The organism is Pseudomonas sp. MM211, from assembly GCF_020386635.1.
Taxonomy (GTDB): Bacteria; Pseudomonadota; Gammaproteobacteria; order Pseudomonadales; family Pseudomonadaceae; genus Aquipseudomonas.
Map to the genome: position 1 here is coordinate 1,451,714 of NZ_CP081942.1, position 25,349 is coordinate 1,477,062.

Sequence of the window (25,349 nt, forward strand, 5' to 3'; positions counted from 1 at the left end):
CGCCGTAGGGTGGATCGGGGCGCGTAGCTGACGCTCTTTTCCACCCACCCTGCGGCGCCCGGTGGATCGATAAAGCGCGATCCACCCTACGGGTTCATCCGAGATCTCCGATGTCCTATCGTCCCTATCGCGTTGCTCTGAACGGCTACGGCCGCATCGGCCGTTGCGTGCTGCGTGCCCTGCACGAGCGTGCTGGCGCCGCGCGTCTGGAAATCGTCGCGCTCAACGATCTGGCCGATCAGGCCAGCATCGAGTACCTGACCCGCTTCGACTCCACCCACGGGCGTTTTCCCGGCGAGGTGAAGGTGGTTGGCGATTGCCTGCATATCAATGGCGAACGCGTGCGCGTGCTGCGCGAGCGTGAGCCGGAAGGTGTCGACTGGGCTGCGCTGGATATCGATCTGCTACTCGAGTGCTCCGGGCAATACACCACCCGCGAGCAGGCCGAGCGTTTTCTGCGCGCGGGTGCGCCGCGGGTGCTGTTGTCCCAGCCGATGGCCAGCGAGAGCGATGTCGATGCCACGGTGGTTTATGGCGTCAATCAGCAGTGCCTCGATGGTACCGAGCGCCTGGTGTCGAACGCCTCGTGCACGACCAACTGCGGTGTACCGTTGCTCAAGCTGCTCAATGAGGCGATCGGCCTGGAGTACATTTCGATCACCACCATTCACTCGGCGATGAACGACCAGCCGGTGATCGATGCCTATCACGACGAGGATTTGCGCCGTACGCGCTCGGCCTTTCAGTCGGTGATTCCGGTCTCCACGGGCCTGGCTCGAGGCATCGAACGGCTGCTTCCGGAACTTGCCGGGCGAATTCAGGCCAAAGCCATTCGGGTGCCGACGGTCAACGTGTCCTGCCTGGATATCACCTTGCAGACCGCCCGTGACACCAGCACCGAAGAGATCAACCGGATCTTGCGCCAGGCTTCCGAACAGGGGCCGCTGCAAGGTCTGCTGGCGTACACCGAGTTGCCGCACGCCAGTTGCGACTTCAATCATGATCCCCACTCGGCGATCGTCGACGGCAGTCAGACGCGGGTTTCCGGGCCACGCCTGGTCAACCTGCTGGCCTGGTTCGACAACGAATGGGGTTTCGCCAACCGCATGCTCGACATGGCCGTGCATTTTCTCGATGCCGCCGCTCCCCTTTCACCAGCCCCTGTTAAGGACTGACTCAATGACTGCAGCTTCCGTAAACATCACGAAAATGGCCGACCTCGACCTGCAAGGTAAGCGCGTGCTGATCCGCGAAGACCTCAATGTGCCGGTCAAGGACGGCGTGGTGAAGAGCGATGCGCGCATCCTCGCGGCCCTGCCGACCATCAAACTGGCTCTGGAAAAGGGCGCTGCGGTGATGGTCTGCTCGCACCTGGGTCGCCCGACCGAAGGCGAATTCAGCGAAGAGAACAGCCTCAAGCCGGTCGCCGATTACCTGAGCAAGGCCCTGGGCCGCGACGTACCGCTGATCAAGGACTACCTGGGCGGCGTCGAGCTGAAGGCCGGTGATCTGGTGCTGTTCGAAAACGTCCGTTTCAACAAGGGCGAGAAGAAGAACGCCGACGAGCTGGCTCAGCAATACGCCGCCCTGTGCGACGTGTTCGTCATGGATGCCTTCGGTACCGCCCACCGTGCCGAGGGCTCGACCCATGGCGTGGCCAAGTTCGCCAAGGTCGCCGCTGCCGGCCCGCTGCTGGCTGCCGAGCTGGATGCACTGGGCAAGGCACTGGGTGCCCCCGCTCAGCCGATGGCGGCGATCGTCGCTGGCTCCAAGGTGTCGACCAAGCTGGACGTGCTGAACAGCCTGAGCAGCATCTGCGATCAGCTGATCGTCGGTGGTGGCATCGCCAACACCTTCCTCGCCGCTGCCGGTTATCCGGTCGGCAAATCCCTTTACGAGGCCGATCTGGTCGATACCGCCAAGGCCATCGCCGCCAAGGTTAGCGTGCCGCTGCCTGTGGACGTAGTGGTCGCCAAGGAGTTTTCCGAAGCCGCGACTGCGACCGTCAAGGCGGTGGCCGATGTGGCTGACGACGACATGATCCTCGACATCGGCCCGCAAACTGCAGCGCAATTCGCCGAGCTGCTCAAGGCCTCGAAGACCATTCTGTGGAACGGTCCGGTTGGTGTGTTCGAGTTCGATCAGTTCGGTGAAGGTACCAAGACCTTGGCCCTGGCCATCGCGGAAAGCCCGGCGTTCTCCATTGCCGGTGGTGGCGACACCCTCGCGGCCATCGACAAGTACGATGTGGCGTCGCGGATTTCCTACATCTCTACCGGTGGCGGCGCTTTCCTCGAGTTTGTCGAGGGCAAGGTACTGCCGGCAGTCGAAGTGTTGCAGCAACGCGCAGCCAAGTAAGGCAGAACGCCTAAACCTTGGCTCCTGCGGGCGGTCATTACCTTGTACGGATACTAGCCAGCAAGGAGTGACCTCATGCGTAACATGGCCATGGTAGTGGTGGTGTGTGCTGTTCTGGGTGGGTGTGCCGGTGGTGGATCGCCGCGCGAGCAAGCGTGCGATGTGTTCAGCCCGGCACAAATCGATCTGCCGACCACGCGCGACGAACCGCGCATCGAAGGGCAGATCACCGGTGATTCGACGCCGCCCGTTGGTGAGCAGAACTGCTAGGTAACAAGGAGAGTGCGATGAACCGTTATAAAGGTGCCGCCGTGTTGTTCGGCCTGGCAATGCTCGCTGGCTGTGCCGGGAAGGACTATGCCGACAGCCAGGAATGGAACCGCTGGGTGTGTGACAGCCATGCCGAAGTGTTCTGGCGCTATGCCGACAGTGCCCACGAGAAAGTCGATGTGCGGATGGGTGGCAGCGATGTCGTCCACCGCTTGAGCCAGGAGCCCGCGGGTTCCGGCGTGTTGTACAGCGACGGTACGCTGTCCTTTCACACCAAGGGTGAGGAAGGCCTGATCTACCGTACCGCCAATGACGATTTGCTGGGGCGCGGCTGCAAGGCGCCCTGACAGCAGTACTTGAATAGCGCCTGCCACTGCGGCAGGCTTGAACGATTAACGAGCCCTATCGGGAGATAGCAAAACATGGCACTTATCAGCATGCGCCAGATGCTCGACCACGCCGCCGAATTCGGCTACGGCGTGCCGGCCTTCAACGTCAACAACCTCGAGCAGATGCGCGCCATCATGGAAGCTGCCGACAAGACCGATTCGCCGGTCATCGTCCAGGCCTCCGCTGGTGCCCGCAAGTACGCGGGTGCGCCGTTCCTGCGCCACCTGATTCTCGCTGCGATCGAAGAGTTCCCGCATATCCCGGTGTGCATGCACCAGGATCACGGCACCAGCCCGGACATCTGCCAGCGTTCCATCCAGCTGGGCTTCAGCTCGGTGATGATGGACGGCTCGCTGAAAGAAGACGGCAAAACCCCCGCCGACTACGACTACAACGTGCGTGTCACGCAGCAGACCGTTGCCTTCGCCCACGCCTGCGGCGTATCGGTTGAAGGTGAGTTGGGCTGCCTAGGTAGCCTGGAAACCGGCATGGCCGGCGAAGAAGACGGCGTTGGTGCAGAAGGCGTGCTCGACCACAGCCAACTGCTGACCGACCCGGAAGAAGCCGCCGACTTCGTCAAGAAGACTCAGGTCGATGCCCTGGCCATCGCCATCGGCACCAGCCACGGCGCCTACAAGTTCACCAAGCCGCCAACCGGTGACGTGCTGTCGATCGAGCGCATCAAGGCGATCCACAAACGCATCCCCAATACTCACCTGGTGATGCACGGTTCCAGCTCGGTGCCGCAGGATTGGCTGGCGATCATCAACGAGCATGGTGGCGAGATCAAAGAGACCTACGGCGTGCCGGTCGAAGAGATCGTCGAAGGCATCAAGTACGGCGTGCGCAAGGTCAACATCGATACTGACCTGCGTCTGGCCTCTACCGGTGCCATCCGCCGCTTCCTGGCCGAGCACCCGAGCGAGTTCGACCCGCGCAAATACTTCGCCCATACCATCACTGCCATGCGTGATATCTGTATCGCCCGCTACGAAGCCTTCGGCACCGCCGGCAACGCCTCGAAGATCAAACCGATCTCCCTGGAAGGTATGTTCCAGCGTTACGCCAAGGGTGAGCTGGCCGCCAAGATCAACTGATCGAAGCGTTCCGCCTCGCACCGAGAAGCCGCTTGTCCGTCATGGACGAGCGGCTTTTTTATGTCCGCACTGGGCTGATGGCCGCGCAGGTAGAGGAGCGCAGCGACGATACCCATCATCGTTCTGCACCGCCTGTTGCGATGGGTATCGCTTCGCTCCACGCCATCCTACGTATACGACCGTCATGAACATACTCATTGAACGTTGCCACCAGGCGATTTTTCGAGCGCGCGTTCGGCCGGCGTAAAACCATGTAAAACACCTGCGCCGCTTTGGTGCTTGCTCTACGCCATACTGCCGCCACGCGTTTCAGGATGTCGGCTCCCATGCCTCAAAATTCCCGCCCCTGGCTGCCGTTCTGTGTGGCCGTCGTCGTGGCTACGCTGCTCGGCAGCATCGTCCAGACCCAGTTCAATCTCGCCGCGTTGCAACAGCTCGGCGCCAGTATCTCCATGGGCGTGCGCATGCAGGCCACCCTGCACGATCTGCTGGGCTTCAGCCCTACGTTCGCCGCACTGGTCATCGCTTCGTTCATCATTGCACTGCCTTTGGCTGCCTGGTTTGCGCCTGCTCTGGGCGCGCTGCGCTGGTTGGTGTTCCTGCTCGCCGGCGCCTTGGCGGTCTGGTTGGCGTTGTGTGTGGCCAATGCCGTGGCACCCATGCCGACGCTGATCGGCGCTAACCGTACCCTGGCCGGCACCGCGGCACTGATGGTTTGCGGCAGCCTGGGTAGCCTGGCCTTCGCCCGCTTTAGCGGTGCTGGCCGTTGATGATCTTTCCTCGAATCAAAGGTGTGATGTTGAAAGCTGTCCTGCTGATGCTGGGCCTTTGCGCAGGTGCTCTGGCCCATGCCGATTACCGGATCGAAACTGTCACTGGCGGTCTCGAGCATCCCTGGTCGCTGGCCTTCCTGCCCGATGGCCGCATGCTGGTTACCGAGCGTACCGGGCAACTGCGCCTGATCGATGCCCAGGGCAAGCTGCAGGCCGAGCCGATCAAGGGCATGCCGACGCCCTTCGTCGCCACTCAGGCTGGCTTGATGGAGGTGGTGCTGGATCCTGCGTTCGCCAACGATCCCTGGATCTACCTGAGCTATGCCCATGGTGATATCGACGCCAACAACACGCGACTGGCGCGGGCTCGCCTGGTCGATGGCGAATTGCGCGACTTCGAGGTGCTGTTCACCGCCCAGCCGGCCAAGGCCGGCGCTTCGCACTACGGCGGGCGGATCGCCTTTCTGCCCGACGAGACCCTGGTGTTGACCCTGGGAGACGGCTTCGACTGGCGCGAGCAGGCGCAGAATCCGGCCAATCACCTGGGCAAAACGGTGCGCTTGAACCGTGACGGCAGCATTCCCGAAGACAATCCGCTGCGCGGTCAGCCCGGTGCTGCCGAAGAGATCTACAGCCTGGGGCACCGCAACGTGCAGGGCATCGTCTATGACAGCAGTCGCAAGCGGTTGTACAGCCACGAGCACGGCCCCAAGGGCGGCGACGAGCTGAATCTGATCCAGGCTGGCGGCAATTACGGTTGGCCGCTGACCTCCTTCGGCGTCGATTACACCGGGGCCATGGTCACGCCATTCACCGAGCTGCCGGGCTATCTGCCGCCGCAGTTGCACTGGACGCCATCGGTAGCACCCTCCGGGCTGGCGCTTTACACCGGTGACCGTTTCCCGCACTGGAAGGGCGACCTGTTCGTCTCCACCCTGGCGGAAAAGAGCGTACGCCGAGTGCGCCTGGACAAAGGGCGTCTGGCCGGTGAAGACGTGCTGTTTCTGGAGCTCGAAGAGCGCATCCGTGGCGTCTACGATGGGCCTGACGGTGCCTTGTACCTGCTTACGGATAACGCCGAAGGCCGGCTATTGCGGGTCGTGCCCCTGTAGGTTGAGGCATAATTCGCCGCCAGCCCAGATGCGTGAACCGTCATGACACCACTGAAGTATCTCCAGGGTTATCCCGTCTCTTTGCAGGATCAGGTGCGTCAGATGATCGCCGGCGAGCGCCTGGGCGATTACCTGGCGCAGCGTTATGAGGGCCGCCACGCGATCCAGAGCGACAAGGCGCTATACGCCTACGTCATGGCGCTCAAGCAGGAGCACTTGAAGAACGCACCGGCCATCGACAAGGTGCTGTTCGACAATCGCCTCGATCTGACCCATCGTGCCCTCGGCCTGCACACCACCATCTCCCGGGTGCAAGGCGGCAAGCTCAAGGCCAAGAAAGAGATCCGCGTTGCCTCGCTGTTTCGCGACGCCGCACCGCAGTTTCTGCAGATGATCGTGGTGCACGAACTGGCGCACTTGAAGGAAAGCGACCACAACAAGGCGTTCTACAAACTCTGCGAGTACATGCTGCCGGACTACCAGCAACTGGAGTTCGACCTGCGTCTGTACCTGACCTGGCGCGATCTGCAGTCCAATCCCCCGAGCTGAATCCTTTGGCGCTGGTCAATGCGCCGCGATGATTTCGTGATGCTGTATGCGCCCGGCGATTTGCAGCTCGATCTCATCACCGGGATGGCGCCCCAGCAGGCGCTGGCCGAGTGGCGCGTTGGGGCTGAGCACGAGGATTTCCCGCTGTTCCATGCGTACCTTGATGGCTGCACCATCCGGGCCGAGGAACAGCCACTGCTCACGGCCATCCTCGTCAGCCAACAACACCAGAGCGGCAAGGCGGATACCCAATGCCTGGTCGTAGGGGCGCAACTGCAACTGCCGCCAGGCCCGCAGGCTCTGGCCGATTTCCTCCACCCGGCGTGCCTGGCCGGCAGCCAGGTAGGCCGCCTCCAGACCCAGAGTGTCGTACTTGTTTTCCGCGATGTTCTCTTCGTGGGTCGCCGTTTCGTGGGCGACCCGCGCTGCCTGTTCGGCGGCCAGCAGGTCGGCAGTCAGTTGCTCGATGACCTGCTGGACGATGGGTTGCTTATCCATCATGCAGCCGCCTTGGGACGATTCTTCAGCAGGTGAACGGCCAGCGTGCGCAACGGGGCGAGCTGCCGAGCGATCAGTGACAACTGGGTCTGTACCAGCCGCTGCGCATCCTCCAGCTCTTCCGGGATCTGCTCAAGGGCTGTGGCGAGGTGTTCCTCGCTGTCGCTCTGAATGGCTATCGGGCTTTGTTCGTTGAGGCCGCGAGCGATCTCGTCGAGGCTTTCGGCGATGCGCCCGGCGCTACTCAGCAGCTCGCTTTGCTCATCCGCCAGCAGGGCTTCACCACGGTGCGCGCCGAGGCCCGAGAGGTAGCTGAGCAGGGTGTGCGAGAGCACCAGAAAGCGGAAGCCGATGTCCGCTTCCTTACGGAAATGCCCGGGCTCCATGAGCATGTTGCCAAGGGTGGTGGACAGCGCTGCATCAGCGTTGTGGGCGTTGCGACGGGCCAGGCGGTAGGCGAGGTCGTCGCGCTTGCCCTCGGCGTACTGGCGAATGATCTGCCTCAGGTAGGTGCTGTTGCAGCTCAGGGTGTTGGCGACCACGCGATTCAGGCGACGGCCCTGCCAGTCCGGCAGGATCAGAAATACCGCGAGGCCGGCGATCAGGCTACCGAGCAGGGTATCGAACAGGCGCGGCAGGATCAGCCCGTAGCCGTCGCCCACCTGGTTGAAGCAGAACAGCACCAGCAGGGTGATGGCCGCCGTTGCCACGGTGTAGCGGCTGGAGCGGGTGGCGAAGAACACCACGCCGGCTGCGACGGCGAAGAACGCCTGGATCAGCGGGGCCGGGAACAGGTCGATCAGTGCCCAGCCAAGCAGCAGGCCGAGCACGGTGCCGATGATGCGCTGCACCAGCTTCATCCGCGTTGCACCGTAGTTCGGCTGACAGACGAACAGGGTGGTCAGCAGAATCCAGTAGCCCTGGGTGGGGTGAATCCAGTGCAGCACGCCGTAACCGGCGGCCAGGGCGATGGACAGGCGCAGGGCATGGCGGAACAGCAGTGACGTGGGGGTGAGCTGCAGGCGGATGCGTTCCCATACGTCACGCAGCGATTGTGGCTCGCGGTCGAGCAGGGAACTGTCCTGTTCCTCGGCCAGAGCATCGGGGTTGCTGGCGCTGCCCAGCAGGCGGTCGAGGGTGCCGAGGTTGCCCGCCAAGGCGCCGAGCGAGCGCAGCAGGTGCCGCCAGGCCGGGTTGCTCTGGATACGCAGGTGCTCCAGCGAGGCCTGCAGATCGGCCAGGGCCTGACCGTGCTGCTCGCCATACTCGAACGGCTGACGCAGCTCGATGGCCTGGGCCAGGGCGTGGCAAGCCTTGCCATGCAGGCGCAGCAGGCGCTGACAGCGGAACATCACGTCGCTGTGGAAGAACGCTTCGGCCAGGGCGTTGTACGGATAGTGCGAGGAGCTGGCGCGCTCGTGGATGTCCTGGGCGAGAAAGTACAGCTTCAGGTAGCGACTGACTTTCGGCCCTGGGCGGCCGTTGCCGACCCGATGAAGGATGATTTCCTTGGTCGCGTTGAGTGCCGCCACCACGCGCCCGTTCTGCTTGGCGAGAGCCAGGCGGCGGGCTTCCACGTCGAGCTGGCGCAAGGGTTCGAACAGCGCCGCCTTGAGTTTGAGGTACAGGCCCAGTTCCCGGAACAACCGCGCCAGGCTGTGCTGCACCGGCTGATGGGCGAACAATGCGTGCCACATCACCGACAGCACGCCGTACCAGGCGGCGCCAGCGACCAGCAGCAACGGTTCCAGCCACAGCCCGGCGATGCCGCCGCGCTGCTCCACGCCGATCATGCTGTACACGGCGAGGATCAGCGTCGCCGAGCCGAGCGTCGCGAAGCGTTCTCCCAGGGCGCCCAGCATGGTCAGAGAGAACGCCGACAGGGCCAGGGCGCTGACGAACAGCCAGGGGTAGGGAAACAGGAACTCCACCGTATAGGCCGCAGCGCTGAAGCAGCCCAGCGTTACCAGCAGCGCGGTCAGGCGGCCCTGCCAGCTGTCGTCGGTTTCCGCCAGGGCGCTGGCGATCACTCCGAGGAACAGCGGGATCAGGCTGTGCATCCAGCCCTGGTACCAGCACAGCGCCAGGCTGCCGCCCAGGGCGATGAACACCCGCAGGCTGTAGCTGAACTTGTCCATTGCCCAGAGACGACGCAGGGAGTGGCGCAGGGAGGGGGACGACATCCGGGTTAGCGACCTCACGATTGAATGGGCTGGGCCGCAGCCATCAGCATACGGCGCTTCGATTGTGCCTCGCTTGGAGTGTGCAGGACGAGAGGCGGTTCGCGCCATGTGCGTAAAAGTATCGCTGGCGGCCACGTTGCTGGCAGGCATGCTGGACGACTCCAGCGCCTGGCAGGTCACCGGGCCTGAACTCTGCGCGGGTGGCCCGGCTCCAAGTTCTACCCATTGCAATCGGCAGTTGCAGAGCAGCTGCGCCCGATCGAAAGGAGTGCCCCATGATCGACCTCCATTACTGGACGACCCCCAACGGCCACAAGATCAGCATCTTTCTCGAGGAAAGCGGCCTGGACTACAACGTGCATCCGGTGAATATCGGTACCGGCCAGCAGTTCGAGCCGGCATTCCTGAAAATCTCGCCGAACAATCGGATTCCGGCCATCGTCGACAACAACCCCAGTGATGGTGGTGAGCCGATCTCGGTGTTCGAGTCCGGCGCGATTCTCGAGTACCTGGCCGACAAGGTCGGGCGGTTCATGCCGCTGCAGCCGCGGCTGCGCGTTCAGGTTCAGCAATGGCTGCACTGGCAGATGGGCGGCCTGGGGCCGATGGCCGGGCAGAATCATCACTTCGTGCGTTTCGCACCTGAGGAGATTCCTTACGCCATCGACCGCTACGTCAAGGAGACCGCCCGCCTGTACGGTGTTCTGGATCGTCAGCTCGAAGGTCAGGAATACGTGGCCGGCGATTATTCGATAGCGGACATCGCCATCTACCCTTGGGCCAAAGGCTGGGAGCTGCAGCGTCAGCGTCTCGAAGACTTCCCCAACATGGCCGCCTGGCTGGCGCGGATGGGCAACCGCTCTGCGGTGCAGCGTGCCTATCAGGTCGCCGAGGCGATTTCCCAGCGCCCCGAAGAAGTGCTCAGCAGCGGAGCGCGCAAAGCGCTGTTCTGAGTCTGCCAGTGGTGAGCCCTGCTCTATCGGCTGGGCTCACTGGTGACGCATCGCTACTCCAGGTTCAGCGCGTCGGCGGGTACGGGGTGGCCGATGAAGTATCCCTGGGCATAGTCGCAACCGAGCTGGCGCAGGTAATCCTGCTGTTCACCGCGCTCAATGCCTTCGGCGAGCACCTTCATTTCCATGCTGTGGGCGAGGGCGATGACCGCGCGGGTGATCGCCCGGTCGTCCTTGTCATGGGGCAGGCCGGCGACGAAGCTTTGGTCGAGCTTGAGCTTTTGCACCGGCAGGCGCTTGAGGCGTGCCAGTGAGCTGTAACCGGTGCCGAAGTCGTCGATGGCCAGGCGTACACCCAGGCTGCGCAAACGCTCGAGCAGCGCCTGGGCCTGATCCGGGTCGTCCATCACTGCGCTCTCGGTCACTTCCAGTTCCAGGCATTCGGCTGGCAGCCCGGTGTCGGCGAGCACCTGAGCAACGCGTTGATCGAGTTCGCCACGGCTGAACAGGCGACTGGAAATGTTCACTGCGACGAACTGCAGGGCACTGCCCGCGGCGCGCCAACTGACCATCTGCCGACAGGCGTGTTCTAGCACCCAGGCATCGATGGCGTTGATCATACCGCTGTCCTCGGCGATCGGAATGAACTCGCCCGGCGGTACCAAGCCACGCTGCGGATGCTGCCAGCGCACCAGCGCCTCGACCCCGATCATGCGCCCGTCAGCCAGGCAGCGCAGCGGCTGGTAATGCACGCGCAGCTCGTCGTTGTCGATCGCGTGGCGCATGCCGGCGATCAGCTCCACCCGGTGTCGGGCGTATTCGGTCTGTTCCTGATCATAGAAGGCGAAGCCTTCGCGCCCGCTGCTCTTGGCCTTGAACAACGCCGAATCCACGTTGCGCAGCACCTGCTCGACGGTTTTCGCGTCATCCGGATACAGGCAGATACCGATACTGGCGGAAATGAACAGCTCCTGCCCATCGAGCATGAACGGCTCGTTTAGACAGTCGATCAGCCGTTGCGCCAGGTGAGCGGCCTGCTCGGTCTGCTTGCAGTCTTCGCTGAGCAGGCCGAACTCGTCACCGCCCAGGCGCGCCAGCGTGGTGCCCTTGCCGAGCTGGCTGGCCAGGCGTTCGCCGGTGGCCTTGAGCAGCAGATCACCGACGTTATGGCCGAGGCTTTCATTGATATGCTTGAAGTGATCCAAGTCGACCACCAGCACTGCACCTCGATCCGCCTCGCTCTGGGCCCGCTCCAAGGCGTGCTCGACACGTTCTGTGAACAACAGGCGATTGGGCAGGTTGCTCAGCGGGTCATGGTGGGCGAGGTGATCCAGCTCGTGCTGGGAGTGCTTGAGCACGGTGATGTCGGAGAACACCGCGACGTAATGGCTGACCAGGCCGTTGTCATCATGAATGGCGCGAATGCACTGCCACTGCGGGTAGATTTCACCGTTCTTGCGGCGGTTCCAGACTTCACCGCTCCAGGTGCCTTGAGTTTGCAGGCTGTGCCAGAGGTGCTGGTAGAAGGCTGCGTCGTGGCGGCCGGATTTCAGCAGCGTGGGGTGCTTGCCGAGGATTTCCGCTTCGCTGTAGCCGGTGATGCGGCTGAACGCGGGGTTGATGTGCACGATGTTCTGTCGCGCATCGGTGACCAGCACGCCTTCCTGTGTCGCTTCGAAGACCGCCGCGGCCTGACGCAGGCTGTCGGCATCGGCGCGTCGTTGGGTGATATCCCTTACGGTGCCGATGAAACGCTCTGGGCGGCCCTGGGCGTCGAGGCGCAAACGGCCGTGGGACATTACCCATCGGTAGCTGCCGTCGCGATGGCGCAGGCGGTAGGTATTCTCGTAAGAGGTGTCGCTGGTTGCCTGCATGATGTCGGCGAGCGCGCGCTGGTAATGCTGCCTGTCGTCAGGATGCAGCAGTTGCATCCACTGCTCGCGATCAGCGCTCAGTTCGCCGTTTTTCATGCCCAGCAGCGCGTGGTAACCGGCGGAGTAATAGATGCTCTGGTGGCGCAAATCCCAATCCCACAGGCCATCTTCGGTTGCCGAAAGCGCCAGGCTGAGACGCTCTTCACTCGCCTGCAGGGCTGAGCCGATGCGGGCCTGCCGTTCGAGATGGCGACGTATCGTCACGTAGAGCAAGGCGCTGGTCAGCAGTACGAAGATCAGGCCTTTCCAGACCTGGATCTGCTCCGTCTGTCGGACAGTCAGGCCCAGCGACGCCAACAGCATATCGCTGAAGACGATCCACAGCCCGGCTGCCAACAGATAGTTAAAAGTCAGGCGCAATGCGCCTTGGCGAGTACTCATAGCGGGTGATTGGGTTCTTTGTTACGGGTAAGGGCGACGGTTGGTGCCACCGTTGTAACATCCTCAGCCAAAAGACCAAGTGGTTTTCCACCCGATGATGTTGATAATGCAGGAGTCGGCCATCGGCCGCCGCGTCTTTCCCTGCAAGAGGTACCCCTGCCCATGTGGTACAACGGTTTTCTCGATCTGTCGGTCTGGCAAGTCATTGTCGTCACCTTGCTGATGACCCACGTCACCATCGTCAGCGTGACGGTCTATCTGCACCGTTACTCGGCGCATCGTTCCCTGGAACTGCATCCTGCGCTCAAGCATTTCTTCCGTTTCTGGCTGTGGCTGACCACTGCCATGAACACCCGCGAGTGGACGGCCATCCACCGCAAGCACCACGCCAAGTGTGAGACCGCCGAAGACCCCCACAGCCCGGTGGTGAAAGGGCTGGGCACGGTTATGCGTAAAGGTGCTGAATTGTACGCCGAAGAGGCGAAGAATCAGGATACCCTGCGTATCTACGGCAAGAACTGCCCCGATGACTGGGTAGAGCGCAAGGTTTACTCGCGTGTTCCCATGGGCGGTATCGCCCTGATGATGATCATCAATGTGGCGCTGTTCGGCGCGCTCGGCCTTACCGTCTGGGCGATCCAGATGATGTGGATTCCGTTCTGGGCCGCCGGTGTCATCAACGGCCTTGGCCATGCCGTCGGCTATCGCAACTTCGAGTGCCGTGACGCGGCCACCAACCTGGTGCCCTGGGGCATCATCGTGGGCGGCGAAGAGCTGCACAACAACCACCATACCTATCCCAACTCGGCCAAGCTGTCGGTCAAGCGCTGGGAGTTCGATATGGGCTGGGCGTGGATACAGCTGTTCAGCTTTCTGCGTCTGGCCAAAGTACAGCGGGTCGCACCGATCGCGCACCGCGTTCCTGGCAAGGGCGTCCTGGATATGGACACCGCCATGGCGATCCTCAACAACCGCTTCCAGATCATGGCCCAGTACCGCAAGTTGGTGATCGGCCCGCTGGTCAAGCAGGAGCTGGCCAAGGCTGATGAGTCGGTACGTCATCAGTTCCGCCGCGCCAAGCGGCTGCTATCCCGTGAGCCGAGCTTGCTTCAGGATAAGCAGCAGGTGCATATCGATGCGATGCTGGCGCACAGTCAAGCGCTCAAGGTTATCTACGAGAAGCGTTTGGCGCTGCAGCAGATCTGGGCCAAGACCAGCGCCAATGGCCATGACATGCTCGAAGCGATGAAGCACTGGGTGCAGGACGCCGAAGCCAGTGGCATTCAGTCCCTTCGTGATTTTGCCGAGCAGCTCAAAACCTACTCGTTGCGCCCCGCCGCAGTGTGACCTAGCGCGCAATCGCGCACGGGGCTTTGAACCGCCCGCAGTGGCCACGGTCATAGCAGTGACCCGGTTGCCACCTAAAAGCCCGCCACATAGCGGGCTTTTTTGATCCCGCATGGCAGCCCCACCGCAATCTATTTGGCGTTGCTCAGGATCGGTATATGGATGAACTCGGCACTATCGACCTGGAAGAGTTGACCATGGCGCTGTTGCACAGCCGCGCGGAAGGTACCCGCTTGCGCGAGCGCGAGCAGCTGTTCAGCACGTTATTAGGCAGCGTCAACGCCGTGCTCTGGGCGTTTGATTGGGAGACCCAGCAGATCATTTATGTCAGCCCGGCCTATGAGCTGGTCTTTGGGCGTTCGGCAGGGTTATTGCTGGGCGATTACGGCGAATGGCGTAACAGCATCTACCCCGACGATCTGGAGTTCGCCGCCGAGAGCATGGCGCAGGTTCTGGAGACCGGCGCAGTCGAGGCACGTGAATACCGCATCATCCGCGCTGATGGCGAGATTCGCTGGCTCAGCGATAAGTGCTTTATCGGCCGGCACAGTGACAGCCTCGCGTCGCCGATTATCTTTGGTATTGCTGAAGATATTACCGAGAAGAAGCAGCTCGAAGGCGAGTTGCATCGCCTGGCTACTACTGACGTACTTACTCAAAGCAGCAACCGCCGACACTTCTTCGAATGCGCGCAGAGTGAGTTCGAGCTGGCCCGAAATCAGGGGCAGCCGCTGGCCTTTCTGCTGCTGGATCTAGATGATTTCAAGCATATAAACGACAGCTATGGCCATCAGGCGGGCGACCAGGTACTGCAGCAACTGGCCAGTTGCGCCAGTTCTGTCTTGCGCCGCGGTGATCTGTTCGGGCGCATCGGTGGTGAGGAGTTCGCGGCGCTGTTTCCAGGCTGCGAACCAGAGCTGGCGTCGCAGATCGCCCAGCGTCTGCAGCGAGAAATTCAGCGCTTGGCCTTCAATCATGAAGGTAACGCTTTTGGCATCACCGTTAGCCAGGGGCTGACCTCGCTGCGCAGTGGTGACCCAGGTCTGGATGTGCTCTACGCCCGTGCTGACGCGGCCATGTACCAGGCCAAGCGTCAGGGGAAAAATCAGATCGTCACCAGCTGATGGTGGCGATAAGCCGCCAATTTGCATCCTCCTGTCGGCGGTTAATTGCTCATTTTCTCCGGTGAGCGACTGCCGCTCTTCTCTCGCTATTATTCGTAACATATTGAAATATCGTGTGTTGTGCGACTCTGTTCGCCAATGGCACGTAATCTGCTGTGCTAGATTCGTTCAGCAAAGGCCTAACAGCGGCCGACAATAACAATGCAGAGAATCGAACATGTCCTTTTCCCGTTGCCCTCGTTCTCATTCCTATCTGATACGTCTTCATTTCTGAGCACTTTCGTACTGCCGTCAAACCACCTGTGGCGTCTCTTGGCTGCCTGGTGTTCGACGGTTGTGCCCCGAATTCGGCTGATTTAGTGCCGCTGAGGCATCACCCATCAGACCGATGTGTAGCAACCAATAAAAGAAAACACACTGGAGAGATCACGATGAAAAAAGCTTCCCTGGCGCTGGCCGTAGCCGCTGGCACCCTGGGTCTGACCTTGGGCAACGTTGCTAACGCTGCCTTTATCGAAGACAGCACCGCCAAGTTGGATCTGCGTAACTTCTATTTCAATAACGATATTCGTGACTCCAACAGCGCTAGCACCAAAGAGTGGGGCCAGGGCTTTCAGCTGAACCTCCAGTCCGGTTTCACTGAAGGCACCGTGGGAGTTGGTGTCGATGCAATTGGTCTGTTGGGTGTGCGCCTCGATGGTGGTGGCCGCGCTGGTAAAGCTGGGCAGAGCCGCGCACCTAGCGCGCTGTTCCCCCTTGAAAGCGATGGCAGCGCTGTCGACGAATTCAGCCACCTCGGGGTGACCGGCAAGCTGCGTGTGTCAAAGACCGAAGCGCGTATCGGCACACTGATGCCGAAGCTGCCGATTCTGGTATCCAACGACGGTCGTCTGTTGCCGCAAACCTTCGAGGGCGGGCAGATCACTTCCAATGAGATCAATAACCTGACCCTGACCGGTGGTTTGATCGAACACGCTGTCGGCCGTGCCTCGAGCAACAGTACTGGCCTGGCCGTTGCGGGCGGTACCGAGCAGAGCAATCAGTTCTGGTTCGGTGGCGGTGACTGGAAAATCACTCCAGAGCTGGTTGCGCAGTACTACTACGCCAACCTCGATGATTACTACAAACAGCACTTTGCTGGGCTGGTACATATTCTGCCGCTGGGTGACAAGCAGTCGTTCAAGACCGACCTGCGCTACTTCAAGACCGATTCCGATGGTGCCAACAGCTCAGGCACCGCTGGCTATCTCACCAATGGCTACACCCGTAACGGTGATGGTGAGATCGACAACAATACCTGGAGCGCTGCTTTCACCTACAGCCTGGGTTCTCATGCCGTGATGCTGGGTCATCAGCGCGTATCTGAAAACAGCAACTTCGTGCAGATCAACCAAGGCTCGCTGTTGCCCAACGAAGGTGCAGGTGGTTCTAGTGTCTATCTGCTGACTGACCGTCTGGCAAACAGCTTCACCCGTGCGGGTGAGCGTACGACCTTCGGTCAGTACAGCTACGATTTCGCCAGCGTCGGCGTTCCGGGTCTGAAGGCGTCGGTGGCTTACCTCAAGGGCACCAACATCAAGACTGCTTCTGGCAGCGACCAGAAAGAGTGGGAGCGTGATTTCACTCTGGACTACGTAGTGCAGGAAGGCACCTTCAAAGGTGTTGGCTTCGCCTGGCGTAACGCGGCATTCCGCAGTGAGGCCGCCAGCGATGTAGACCAGAATCGCCTGTTCGTTACCTACAGCCTGCCACTGTTCTAAGGGAGCAGTACGAGCCGCCCCACGCGGCGGCTCGTCTCAATGCAAAAGCCCGGACTGGTTCCGGGCTTTTGCTTGTCTGGGCTTTGAGAGTAGTCCTCAACCCGCTGCAGTGACTGCCGGTTGTTGCTGCGTGATGCAGTGAATATTACCGCCGCCGAGCAGGATCTCGCGGCCCGGCACCATGACCACGCGGTGCTCAGGGAACAGGCGTTCGAGGATGGCTTTGGCTTCTGCGTCCTTGGGATCATCGAAGCTCGGCGCGACGATGCCGCCGTTGACGATCAGGAAGTTCACGTAAGAACCGGCCAGGCGTACCTCGGGGCTACGCTCCTGGCTGCCCAGTACGTGATCAACACCAGCGCATTCTTCTTCGCTCGCATACAGCGGGCCGGGAATCGGCATCTTGTGCACGGTCAGGGCACGACCTTTGGCGTCGCGGGTGCTTTCCAGCACGCGCAGGGCGGCCTGGCAGCGTGGGTAATTGGGGTTTTCCGGATCGTCCGTCCAGGCCAGCAGTACTTCGCCAGGGCGTACGTAGCAGCAGAAGTTGTCGACGTGGCCGTCGGTCTCGTCGTTGAACAAACCGTCCGGTAGCCAGATGACTTTGTCGATGGCCAAATGATCGGCCAGCACGGCTTCGATCTGCTCGCGGTTCAGGTGCGGGTTGCGGTTGTGGTTGAGCAGGCATTCCTCGGTGGTGATCAGAGTGCCTTCACCGTCGACGTGAATCGAGCCGCCTTCGAGCACGAAGCCTTCGGTGCGGTAACGGTCGCGGCCCTCCAGGCCTAGAATCTTGCTGGCGACCTGGTCATCGCGCAGCCACGGAAAGTACAAGCCTCCCTCGAAACCGCCCCAGGCATTGAAGCCCCAGTCGACACCGCGCAATTCACCATTCTCGTTGGTCACGAAGGTTGGTCCGGTATCGCGTACCCAGGCGTCGTCAGTGGTCATTTCCACCACACGAATGTGCTCGTGCTGCAGGCGCGCGCAGGCATTCTCGTACTGCCCGGCGGAAACGCAGATGGTCACCGGTTCGAACTCGGCGATGGCTCTGGCTACGGCCGTGAACGCGTGCTGTGCAGGCTTGCCGCCCAGGCGCCAATTGTCCGGGCGTTCTGGCCAGACCATCCACGTCTGGCTATGCGGTTCCCACTCAGCCGGCATACGAAAGCCATCGGCGCGTGGGGTGGTGGTTAAGGTCGACATGGCGTTACTCCGTGACGGGGTGCGGCTTAAATAGGCTGGATATTATCTCAGCAGGTCGACGAACTGAACGTCAGGATGTGCCTGAGGGACGTGGAACGGCACGCGTGTTACCAAGATGATGCAGCATCTATGCTGTTAAAAATATCAATCAATGGCTAACGACCTGGGACGTCAATTTCAAGCGCAAGGTACTGTTGATGCCCAGTAAATGTGCTCTAAATAAGGGCGCAGTGGCCATTTTTAGGGCGTCTCAGGGCCTTTCAAAGGTCTGATCCACCATCATGCTGGTCATGCATATGGCAGCGCTGCGTTTCCAGTATCGCTGTGTTGTATAAAAAAATGAACAAGGCTAAGCTCGGATGAACCCCTAATAATCCAACAATACGGGTGTTTAATGATGTACGTGCAGCTCTCCAGCGCCACTGCTTGTGCTGTGCGGTGTGTTGCGTATCCTGGCCCTGCTGCTGGTCGCGATCATCAGGCCGCGGTTGCACATTATCGGTGCTGCTGCCTGAGCGCAGCCCAAGTTTCTTACCCCGCTCGAAAATCTGCACACTCCGTCAGTTTTCCCTACCCTCATCCGAGCACTTTGCCTCGCAAGCCAGAGTGGCTTGATGCTTCGTTATGTCGCTGGTCAACTCGCGCGTGCGCTTGCGCTGTTAGTAACGCGGGTTCGTGCCGCTGCGTGGCGGCCCACGCTTTGCAGGTGAGGCTGGGTCTGTCGAGTGCAACAAAGGTCGGTTACAGTCTCGGCCTGTGTGGTGAAGGCCCGTTAACCGTGCCTGCTGGCCGGGTTCACCTGAGTGGCGTAACGGCTGCTCGCCGGAGGCCACGTGGCAATCCGAATTTTCCTGCGCTCTGGCCAACCTCCAGTCGAGGTTTGTTAGAGGGCAGGGCATGTCGAGCCGGCCGAGGATGCCGGTTTCAAAAACCCTGAGGTCTCTATGAGTACCAAATTGGATCAGCTCTCCAGCTGGCTGAAAGAACGCAAGATCACCGAAGTCGAATGTCTGGTCAGCGACCTGACGGGTATCGCCCGTGGCAAGATCTCGCCGACCAACAAATTCCTCGACGAAAAGGGCATGCGCCTGCCTGAAAGCGTATTGCTGCAGACCGTTACCGGCGATTACGTCGAAGATGACGTCTATTACGACCTGCTCGACCCTGCCGATATCGACATGATCTGCCGTCCGGACGAGAACGCCGTATTCATCGTGCCCTGGGCCATCGAACCGACTGCCCAGGTGATCCACGACACCTACGACAAGCAAGGCAATCCGATCGAGTTGTCGCCGCGCAACATCCTCAAGAAAGTACTGCGCCTCTACGCCGAAAAAGGCTGGCAACCCATCGTGGCGCCGGAGATGGAGTTCTACCTGACCAAGCGCAACAGCGACCCGGACTTCCCGCTGGTGGCGCCGATGGGCCGTTCCGGGCGTCCGGAAACCGGTCGGCAGAGCTTCTCGATCGACGCGGCCAACGAATTCGATCCGTTGTTCGAAGACATGTACGACTGGTGCGAGCTGCAAGGCCTGGATCTGGATACCCTGATCCACGAAGAGGGCCCGGCGCAGATGGAAATCAACTTCCGTCACGGCGAAGCGCTGCACCTGGCTGACCAGATTCTGGTGTTCAAGCGCACCATGCGCGAGGCAGCACTCAAGCATGACGTGGCGGCGACCTTCATGGCCAAGCCGATCACCGACGAGCCCGGCAGTGCCATGCACCTGCACCAGAGCATCATCGACAAGAACACCGGCAAGAACATCTTCTCCAATGAAGACGGCTCGATGAGCGAGCTGTTCATGCACCATATCGGCGGCTTGCAGAAGTACATCCCGGAGCTGTTGCCGTTGTTCGCCCCCAACGTCAACTCGTTCCGCCGCTTCCTGCCGGATACCTCGGCACCGGTGAACGTCGAGTGGGGCGAGGAGAATCGTACCGTGGGCCTGCGCGTGCCAGATGCCACGCCGGAGAACCGCAGGGTCGAGAACCGTCTGGCTGGCGCCGACGCCAACCCTTACCTGGCCCTGGCGGCCAGCCTGCTGTGCGGTTACATCGGCATGGTCGAAGGCATCGAACCGAGCGCTCCGGTGGTGGGGCGCGGCTACGAGCGCCGCAACCTGCGCCTGCCGCTGACCCTCGAGGCCGCGCTGGAACGCATGGAAACTTGCCAGGTGGTCGAGCAGTACCTGGGGAAAAAGTTCGTCAGTGGTTACGTAGCGGTCAAGCGTGCTGAACACGAGAACTTCAAGCGTGTGATCAGCTCGTGGGAGCGCGAGTTCCTGCTGCTCTCGGTGTGATTTAACCAGGGCCGGTGCGTGATCCGCACGGCCCTGACTATATAAAGAGGTGAACATGACGGTAAAGAACCCGAAAACCCAGCAATGGCAGGCCATGAGCCGCGACCATCATCTGGCGCCTTTCAGTGATTTCAAGCAGTTGGCCGAGAAGGGCCCGCGCATCATTACCCGCGGTGAAGGCGTGCACCTGTGGGACAGTGAAGGCAACAAGATTCTCGACGGTATGGCTGGGCTTTGGTGCGTCGCGCTGGGCTATGGCCGTGAAGAGTTGGTGCAGGCTGCCAGCCGGCAGATGCGCGAGTTGCCGTTCTACAACACCTTTTTCCAGACCGCTCATCCGCCTGTGCTTGAGCTGGCCAAGTCGCTCGCCGAAGTCACCCCGGCGGGGATGAACCATGTGGTATTCACCGGTTCCGGTTCCGAAGGCAACGACACCATGTTGCGTATGGTGCGCCACTATTGGGCGCTCAAAGGTAAGCCGAGCAAGAAGGTCATCATCGCCCGCGAGAACGGTTACCACGGCTCCACCGTCGCAGGGGCCAGCCTGGGTGGCATGAAAGGCATGCATGAGCAGGGCGATCTGCCGATTCCTGGCATCGTCCATATTGCCCAGCCGTACTGGTTTGGCGAAGGTGGCGACATGACGCCAGAGGCCTTTGGTATCTGGGCAGCCGAGGAGCTGGAGAAGAAGATTCTCGAAGTCGGTGAAGACAACGTCGCGGCATTCATTGCCGAGCCGATCCAGGGAGCGGGCGGCGTGATCATTCCGCCAGACAGCTACTGGCCCAAGGTGCGCGAGATTCTCGCCAAGTACGAAATCCTCTTCGTCGCCGATGAAGTGATCTGTGGGTTCGGCCGTACCGGTGAGTGGTTCGGTAGCGATTATTACGGCAACACGCCGGACATGATGACCATCGCCAAGGGCCTGACCTCCGGCTACGTGCCAATGGGCGGGCTGGTGGTGCGTGACGAAATCGTCGCGGTCCTTAACGAAGGCGGTGACTTCAACCACGGTTTCACCTACTCCGGGCATCCAGTGGCGGCTGCCGTGGCGCTGGAAAACATTCGAATTTTGCGCGAAGAAAAGATCCTCGAGCGAGTCAGAGAAGAAACGGCACCGTATTTGCAGAAACGACTGCGTGAACTGGCGGATCACCCGCTGGTGGGGGAAGTGCGTGGAGTCGGCATGCTGGGCGCCATCGAGCTGGTCAAAGACAAGCAGACCCGCGAGCGTTATCCGAGCGACAAGGCTGTCGGTATGATCTGCCGCGGTCACTGTTTCGAGAACGGGCTGATCATGCGCGCCGTGGGCGACACCATGATCATTTCTCCGCCACTGGTGATCAGCAAGACGGAAATCGACGAGTTGGTGGACAAGGCCCGCAAATGCCTGGATCTCACTGCCCGTGCTTTACTGGTTTAAGGCTTGAGCGACAAGGCAGTTATCGCCAGACTGCGCCGGCCATAAAAGGGGCCATGCAGCATTGCGTGGCAACCCGAATAATCAACACCACAAATGGAGCTGAACCGCATGATCAAGACTTTCGGCAAGACTCTGCTAGCCGTGACGCTGGCCGGCACCGTGGCCGGTATGGCGCAGGCAGATAGCAAGGTACTGAACGTCTACAACTGGTCGGACTACATTGCTGCGGACACCGTGGCCAAGTTCACCAAGGAAACCGGCATCAAGGTCACCTACGACGTCTTCGATTCCAACGAAACGTTGGAAGCCAAGCTGTTCGCCGGCAAATCCGGTTACGACATCGTGGTGCCGTCGAACAACTTCCTGGCCAAGCACATCAAGGCCAAGATTTATCAGCCGCTGGACAAGTCCAAGCTGACGAACTGGGAAAACCTGGACAAGAACCTGCTGAAAACTGTCGAAGTCAGTGATCCGGGTAACCAGTACGCCTTCCCGTACATGTGGGGTTCGATCGGCATCGGCTTCAACCCTGACAAGGTCAAGGCGGCACTGGGCGAGAACGCACCGGTGGACTCCTGGGATCTGCTGTTCAAGCCGGAAAACATCGAGAAGCTGAAGTCCTGTGGCGTGTCGTTCCTCGACTCGCCAACCGAGATCCTGCCGATCGCACTGCAGTACCTGGGCTACGAGCCGACCAGCACCGATCCGAAGCAGTTGAAGGAAGCTGAAGAGCTGTTCCTGAAGATCCGTCCTTCGGTCACCTACTTCCATTCGTCCAAGTACATTTCCGACCTGGCCAACGGCAACCTCTGCGTAGCCGTGGGCTATTCGGGTGACGTGTACCAGGCCAAGTCCCGCGCTGAGGAAGCCGGTGGCAAGGTCAATGTGGCCTACAACATTCCGAAGGAAGGTGCCGGTACTTTCTTCGACATGGTTGCCATCCCTGCCGATGCGGAAAACGTCGAGTCGGCTTACGCCTTCATGAACTTCCTGATGAAGCCGGAAATCATGGCTGAAATCACCAACGAAGTGCAGTTCCCCAACGGCAACGCCAAGGCGACTGCACTGGTGGATGAAGCCATCCGCAACGACCCGGGTATCTATCCGACCGAGGAAACCATGGGCAAGCTCTACGCCTTCCCGGATCTGCCGCCGGCTGCCCAGCGCGCCATGACCCGCAGCTGGACGAAGATCAAGTCCGGTCGCTGATCGCGTGATAACCGCGGCGCTGTTTGGCGCCGCGGCTCGTGTTCCTGCAAGGCAACGGGCGGATCGCCGCCTGCCGAGCGCTGCGCTTGATTTGCGCCGCTCACTCAAACCGCGATGTGTCACCGATTGGTGATGAGCCACAAGAAGAGGACGACCTGTGCATTTTCCCTTGGGCAAGATCCTGACAACGACCGCGCTTTCGGTTGGCTTGGCAACCCTGGCACATGCGGACGGTACCGTGCATATCTACAACTGGAGCGATTACATCGGCGAGGAAACGCTGGCCGAATTCCAGAAGGCCACGGGTATCAAGCCGGTCTACGACGTCTTCGACTCCAACGAAACCCTGGAAGGCAAACTGCTCGCTGGCCGTACCGGCTACGACGTGGTGGTGCCGTCCAACCATTTTCTCGGCAAGCAGATCAAGGCGGGCGCGTTCCAGAAGCTCGACCGTAGCAAGCTGCCGAACTGGAATAATCTCGACCCGGCGCTGCTCAAGCAACTCGAAGCCAACGACCCGGGCAATCAATATGCGGTTCCTTACCTGTGGGGCACCAACGGCATTGGCTACAACGTCGCCAAGGTCAAGGAAGTGCTGGGTGTCGACGAAATCGACTCCTGGGCCGTGCTGTTCGAGCCGGAGAACATGAAGAAGCTGGCCACCTGTGGTGTCTCCTTCCTCGATTCGGCGGACGAGATGATTCCCTCGGTACTCAATTACCTGGGCCTCGATCCGAACAGCCAGAGTGGCGATGATTACGCCAAGGCCGAAGCCAAGCTGCTGGAAGTACGGCCCTACGTGAGCTACTTCCACTCCTCGAAATACATCAGCGATCTGGCCAACGGCAACATCTGCGTGGCCTTCGGTTACTCCGGTGATGTTTTACAGGCCGCAGACCGTGCCGCGGAGGCCGGAAAGGGCGTCGAAATCGCCTATGCGATTCCCAAGGAGGGCGCCAACCTGTGGTTCGACATGCTCGCTATCCCCAAGGATGCCGGCAACGTCGAGCAGGCCCATGCCTTCATCAACTACCTGCTCGATCCACAAGTGATCGCTGGGGTCAGTGACTATGTCGGTTACGCCAACCCCAACACCAAGGCTGGGGAGTTGATGGATCAGGACATTCGCCAGGACGAGTCGGTGTACCCACCGCAGGCCGTTCTGGACAAGTTGTACATCTCAGCCGAACTGCCGCCCACGGCGCAGCGCCTGATGACGCGAAGCTGGACGAAGATCAAGTCCGGAAGATGAACCCATTAGCGCCCGGCCTTTGCCGGGCGCCATTTTTGCTGCGGGAGTTTGGTAATGGCAGTTGCTTCCAGTACCTACAAGAAGGTCATCGAAGGGAGCCAGCAACCGAAAGAGGTGCTGGTCAAGATCGAGCGCGTGACCAAGAAGTTCGATGAGACCATTGCCGTCGACGATGTGTCGCTGACCATCAATAAGGGTGAGATCTTCGCCCTGCTCGGTGGCTCCGGTTCGGGCAAGTCGACTCTGCTGCGCATGCTCGCCGGCTTCGAGCGGCCCACCGAAGGGCGCATCTTTCTCGATGGCCAGGATATTACTGACATGCCGGCCTACGAGCGGCCGATCAACATGATGTTCCAGTCCTACGCGCTGTTCCCGCACATGAGCGTAGCCGACAACATTGCCTTCGGCCTCAAGCAGGACAAGCTGCCCAAGGCCGAGATCGAAGCTCGCGTCGCTGAAATGCTCAAGCTGGTGCAGATGAGCCAGTACGCCAAGCGCAAGCCCCATCAGCTTTCCGGTGGCCAGCGTCAGCGCGTGGCCCTGGCCCGCTCCCTGGCGAAGAAACCCAAGCTGCTGCTGCTCGACGAGCCCATGGGCGCGCTGGACAAGAAACTGCGTTCGCAGATGCAGCTGGAACTGGTGGAAATCATCGAGCGCGTCGGCGTGACCTGCGTGATGGTGACCCACGACCAGGAAGAGGCCATGACCATGGCCCAGCGCATCGCCATCATGCACCTGGGCTGGATCGCGCAGATCGGCAGCCCCATCGACATCTACGAAACGCCGGCCAGCCGCCTGGTCTGCGAGTTCATCGGCAACGTCAACCTGTTCGAAGGTGAGATCGTTCACGATGACACCGACCACGCGGTGATCAACTGCCCGCAGCTCGACAAGCCGATCTACATCGGCCATGGCATCAGCACCCGCGCCCAGGAGACCCAGGTCACCTATGCGATGCGTCCGGAAAAGCTGCTGATGGCCACACAACTGCCCAGCGACCACGAGCACCCGGACTACAACTGGAGCCACGGCAGCGTTCACGATATCGCCTACCTGGGCGGCCACTCGGTGTACTACGTCAAGCTCACCTCGGGGCAGATCGTGCAGTGCTTCATCGCCAACGCCGAGCGCCGTGGCAAACGACCGACCTGGGATGACCCGGTAGTGGTGTTCTGGGAAGACGACAGCGGCGTGGTGCTGCAGTCATGAAAATGAGCAGCCTGACCA

General features: G+C 60.8%; 22 protein-coding genes. 17 read left to right on the forward strand and 5 right to left on the reverse strand.

The window, feature by feature from the left end:
* The first annotated feature begins 110 nt into the window (after nucleotides 1-110).
* The 8 genes from epd to K5Q02_RS06515 all read left to right on the forward strand — a co-directional run bounded on the left by epd (nucleotide 111) and on the right by K5Q02_RS06515 (nucleotide 6,549).
* Nucleotides 111-1,175, forward strand: coding sequence for an erythrose-4-phosphate dehydrogenase (epd, locus tag K5Q02_RS06480; RefSeq protein ID WP_225837530.1), 1,065 nt, complete (start codon nucleotides 111-113; stop codon nucleotides 1,173-1,175).
* Between the two features lie 4 nt (nucleotides 1,176-1,179).
* Entirely contained in the window at nucleotides 1,180-2,358 is a 1,179-nt protein-coding gene (locus tag K5Q02_RS06485) for a phosphoglycerate kinase (RefSeq protein WP_225837532.1), read from the forward strand.
* A 75-nt stretch (nucleotides 2,359-2,433) separates the two neighbouring features.
* Complete coding sequence (locus tag K5Q02_RS06490) at nucleotides 2,434-2,628, forward strand: hypothetical protein (protein ID WP_225837535.1); 195 nt, start codon at nucleotides 2,434-2,436, stop codon at nucleotides 2,626-2,628.
* 17 nt (nucleotides 2,629-2,645) lie between these two features.
* Nucleotides 2,646-2,975, forward strand: a complete 330-nt coding sequence (locus K5Q02_RS06495) for an MliC family protein (RefSeq protein ID WP_442963972.1) — start codon at nucleotides 2,646-2,648, stop codon at nucleotides 2,973-2,975.
* Nucleotides 2,976-3,050: 75 nt separating this feature from the next.
* On the forward strand, nucleotides 3,051-4,115 hold the full coding sequence (gene fba, locus K5Q02_RS06500) for a class II fructose-bisphosphate aldolase (RefSeq protein WP_070880313.1): 1,065 nt from the start codon (nucleotides 3,051-3,053) through the stop codon (nucleotides 4,113-4,115).
* Nucleotides 4,116-4,441: 326 nt separating this feature from the next.
* On the forward strand, nucleotides 4,442-4,885 hold the full coding sequence (locus K5Q02_RS06505) for a hypothetical protein (protein WP_225837537.1): 444 nt from the start codon (nucleotides 4,442-4,444) through the stop codon (nucleotides 4,883-4,885).
* 26 nt (nucleotides 4,886-4,911) lie between these two features.
* Nucleotides 4,912-6,000 (forward strand): PQQ-dependent sugar dehydrogenase, encoded by a 1,089-nt coding sequence (locus K5Q02_RS06510; protein ID WP_225837539.1) that lies wholly within the window; start codon nucleotides 4,912-4,914, stop codon nucleotides 5,998-6,000.
* A gap of 42 nt (nucleotides 6,001-6,042) precedes the next feature.
* A complete protein-coding gene (locus K5Q02_RS06515; RefSeq protein ID WP_225837541.1) occupies nucleotides 6,043-6,549 on the forward strand; it encodes a M48 metallopeptidase family protein in 507 nt (168 codons plus the stop codon).
* 15 nt (nucleotides 6,550-6,564) lie between these two features.
* Here the strand turns inward: K5Q02_RS06515 and K5Q02_RS06520 are convergent, their stop codons facing one another.
* Together K5Q02_RS06520 and yccS are read right to left on the reverse strand one after the other, a co-directional pair.
* The gene (locus K5Q02_RS06520) at nucleotides 6,565-7,047 is read right to left on the reverse strand and encodes a GreA/GreB family elongation factor (protein ID WP_225837543.1); all 483 of its coding nucleotides are present in this window, start codon (nucleotides 7,045-7,047) and stop codon (nucleotides 6,565-6,567) included.
* The gene (gene yccS / locus K5Q02_RS06525) at nucleotides 7,047-9,230 is read right to left on the reverse strand and encodes a YccS family putative transporter (RefSeq protein ID WP_225837545.1); all 2,184 of its coding nucleotides are present in this window, start codon (nucleotides 9,228-9,230) and stop codon (nucleotides 7,047-7,049) included. The genes K5Q02_RS06520 and yccS overlap by 1 nt, the downstream gene beginning before the upstream one ends.
* 275 nt (nucleotides 9,231-9,505) lie before the next feature.
* Here yccS and K5Q02_RS06530 point away from each other — a divergent pair, with 275 nt between their 5' ends.
* Nucleotides 9,506-10,183 (forward strand): glutathione S-transferase N-terminal domain-containing protein, encoded by a 678-nt coding sequence (locus tag K5Q02_RS06530; RefSeq protein WP_225837546.1) that lies wholly within the window; start codon nucleotides 9,506-9,508, stop codon nucleotides 10,181-10,183.
* 53 nt (nucleotides 10,184-10,236) lie between these two features.
* On the opposite strand, the gene dibA is transcribed toward K5Q02_RS06530, so the two are convergent.
* Nucleotides 10,237-12,498, reverse strand: a complete 2,262-nt coding sequence (gene dibA, locus K5Q02_RS06535) for a phosphodiesterase DibA (RefSeq protein ID WP_225837548.1) — start codon at nucleotides 12,496-12,498, stop codon at nucleotides 10,237-10,239.
* A gap of 162 nt (nucleotides 12,499-12,660) precedes the next feature.
* Here dibA and desA point away from each other — a divergent pair, with 162 nt between their 5' ends.
* From desA to K5Q02_RS06550, 3 genes are all read left to right on the forward strand, one after another.
* Entirely contained in the window at nucleotides 12,661-13,845 is a 1,185-nt protein-coding gene (desA, locus tag K5Q02_RS06540; protein ID WP_225837549.1) for a delta-9 fatty acid desaturase DesA, read from the forward strand.
* Nucleotides 13,846-14,003: 158 nt separating this feature from the next.
* The gene (locus K5Q02_RS06545; protein WP_225837551.1) at nucleotides 14,004-14,969 is read left to right on the forward strand and encodes a GGDEF domain-containing protein; all 966 of its coding nucleotides are present in this window, start codon (nucleotides 14,004-14,006) and stop codon (nucleotides 14,967-14,969) included.
* A gap of 431 nt (nucleotides 14,970-15,400) precedes the next feature.
* On the forward strand, nucleotides 15,401-16,729 hold the full coding sequence (locus K5Q02_RS06550) for an OprD family porin (RefSeq protein WP_225837553.1): 1,329 nt from the start codon (nucleotides 15,401-15,403) through the stop codon (nucleotides 16,727-16,729).
* Between the two features lie 96 nt (nucleotides 16,730-16,825).
* Here the strand turns inward: K5Q02_RS06550 and aguA are convergent, their stop codons facing one another.
* Both aguA and K5Q02_RS06560 read right to left on the reverse strand, forming a co-directional pair.
* Nucleotides 16,826-17,935: an agmatine deiminase gene (aguA, locus tag K5Q02_RS06555; protein WP_225837555.1), complete on the reverse strand. Its 1,110-nt coding sequence runs from the start codon at nucleotides 17,933-17,935 to the stop codon at nucleotides 16,826-16,828.
* Between the two features lie 260 nt (nucleotides 17,936-18,195).
* Complete coding sequence (locus tag K5Q02_RS06560; RefSeq protein ID WP_225837557.1) at nucleotides 18,196-18,489, reverse strand: hypothetical protein; 294 nt, start codon at nucleotides 18,487-18,489, stop codon at nucleotides 18,196-18,198.
* A 390-nt stretch (nucleotides 18,490-18,879) separates the two neighbouring features.
* Between K5Q02_RS06560 and K5Q02_RS06565 the strand changes: the two genes are divergently transcribed.
* From K5Q02_RS06565 to potA, 5 genes are all read left to right on the forward strand, one after another.
* A complete protein-coding gene (locus K5Q02_RS06565; protein WP_225837559.1) occupies nucleotides 18,880-20,238 on the forward strand; it encodes a glutamine synthetase family protein in 1,359 nt (452 codons plus the stop codon).
* 55 nt (nucleotides 20,239-20,293) lie between these two features.
* Nucleotides 20,294-21,661, forward strand: coding sequence for an aspartate aminotransferase family protein (locus tag K5Q02_RS06570; RefSeq protein ID WP_442963973.1), 1,368 nt, complete (start codon nucleotides 20,294-20,296; stop codon nucleotides 21,659-21,661).
* A 108-nt stretch (nucleotides 21,662-21,769) separates the two neighbouring features.
* The gene (locus tag K5Q02_RS06575; protein ID WP_225837562.1) at nucleotides 21,770-22,870 is read left to right on the forward strand and encodes a polyamine ABC transporter substrate-binding protein; all 1,101 of its coding nucleotides are present in this window, start codon (nucleotides 21,770-21,772) and stop codon (nucleotides 22,868-22,870) included.
* 169 nt (nucleotides 22,871-23,039) lie between these two features.
* On the forward strand, nucleotides 23,040-24,122 hold the full coding sequence (locus tag K5Q02_RS06580; protein ID WP_442963991.1) for a polyamine ABC transporter substrate-binding protein: 1,083 nt from the start codon (nucleotides 23,040-23,042) through the stop codon (nucleotides 24,120-24,122).
* 54 nt (nucleotides 24,123-24,176) lie between these two features.
* Nucleotides 24,177-25,331, forward strand: a complete 1,155-nt coding sequence (gene potA, locus K5Q02_RS06585; RefSeq protein WP_225837566.1) for a polyamine ABC transporter ATP-binding protein — start codon at nucleotides 24,177-24,179, stop codon at nucleotides 25,329-25,331.
* Nucleotides 25,332-25,349 lie beyond the last annotated feature (18 nt).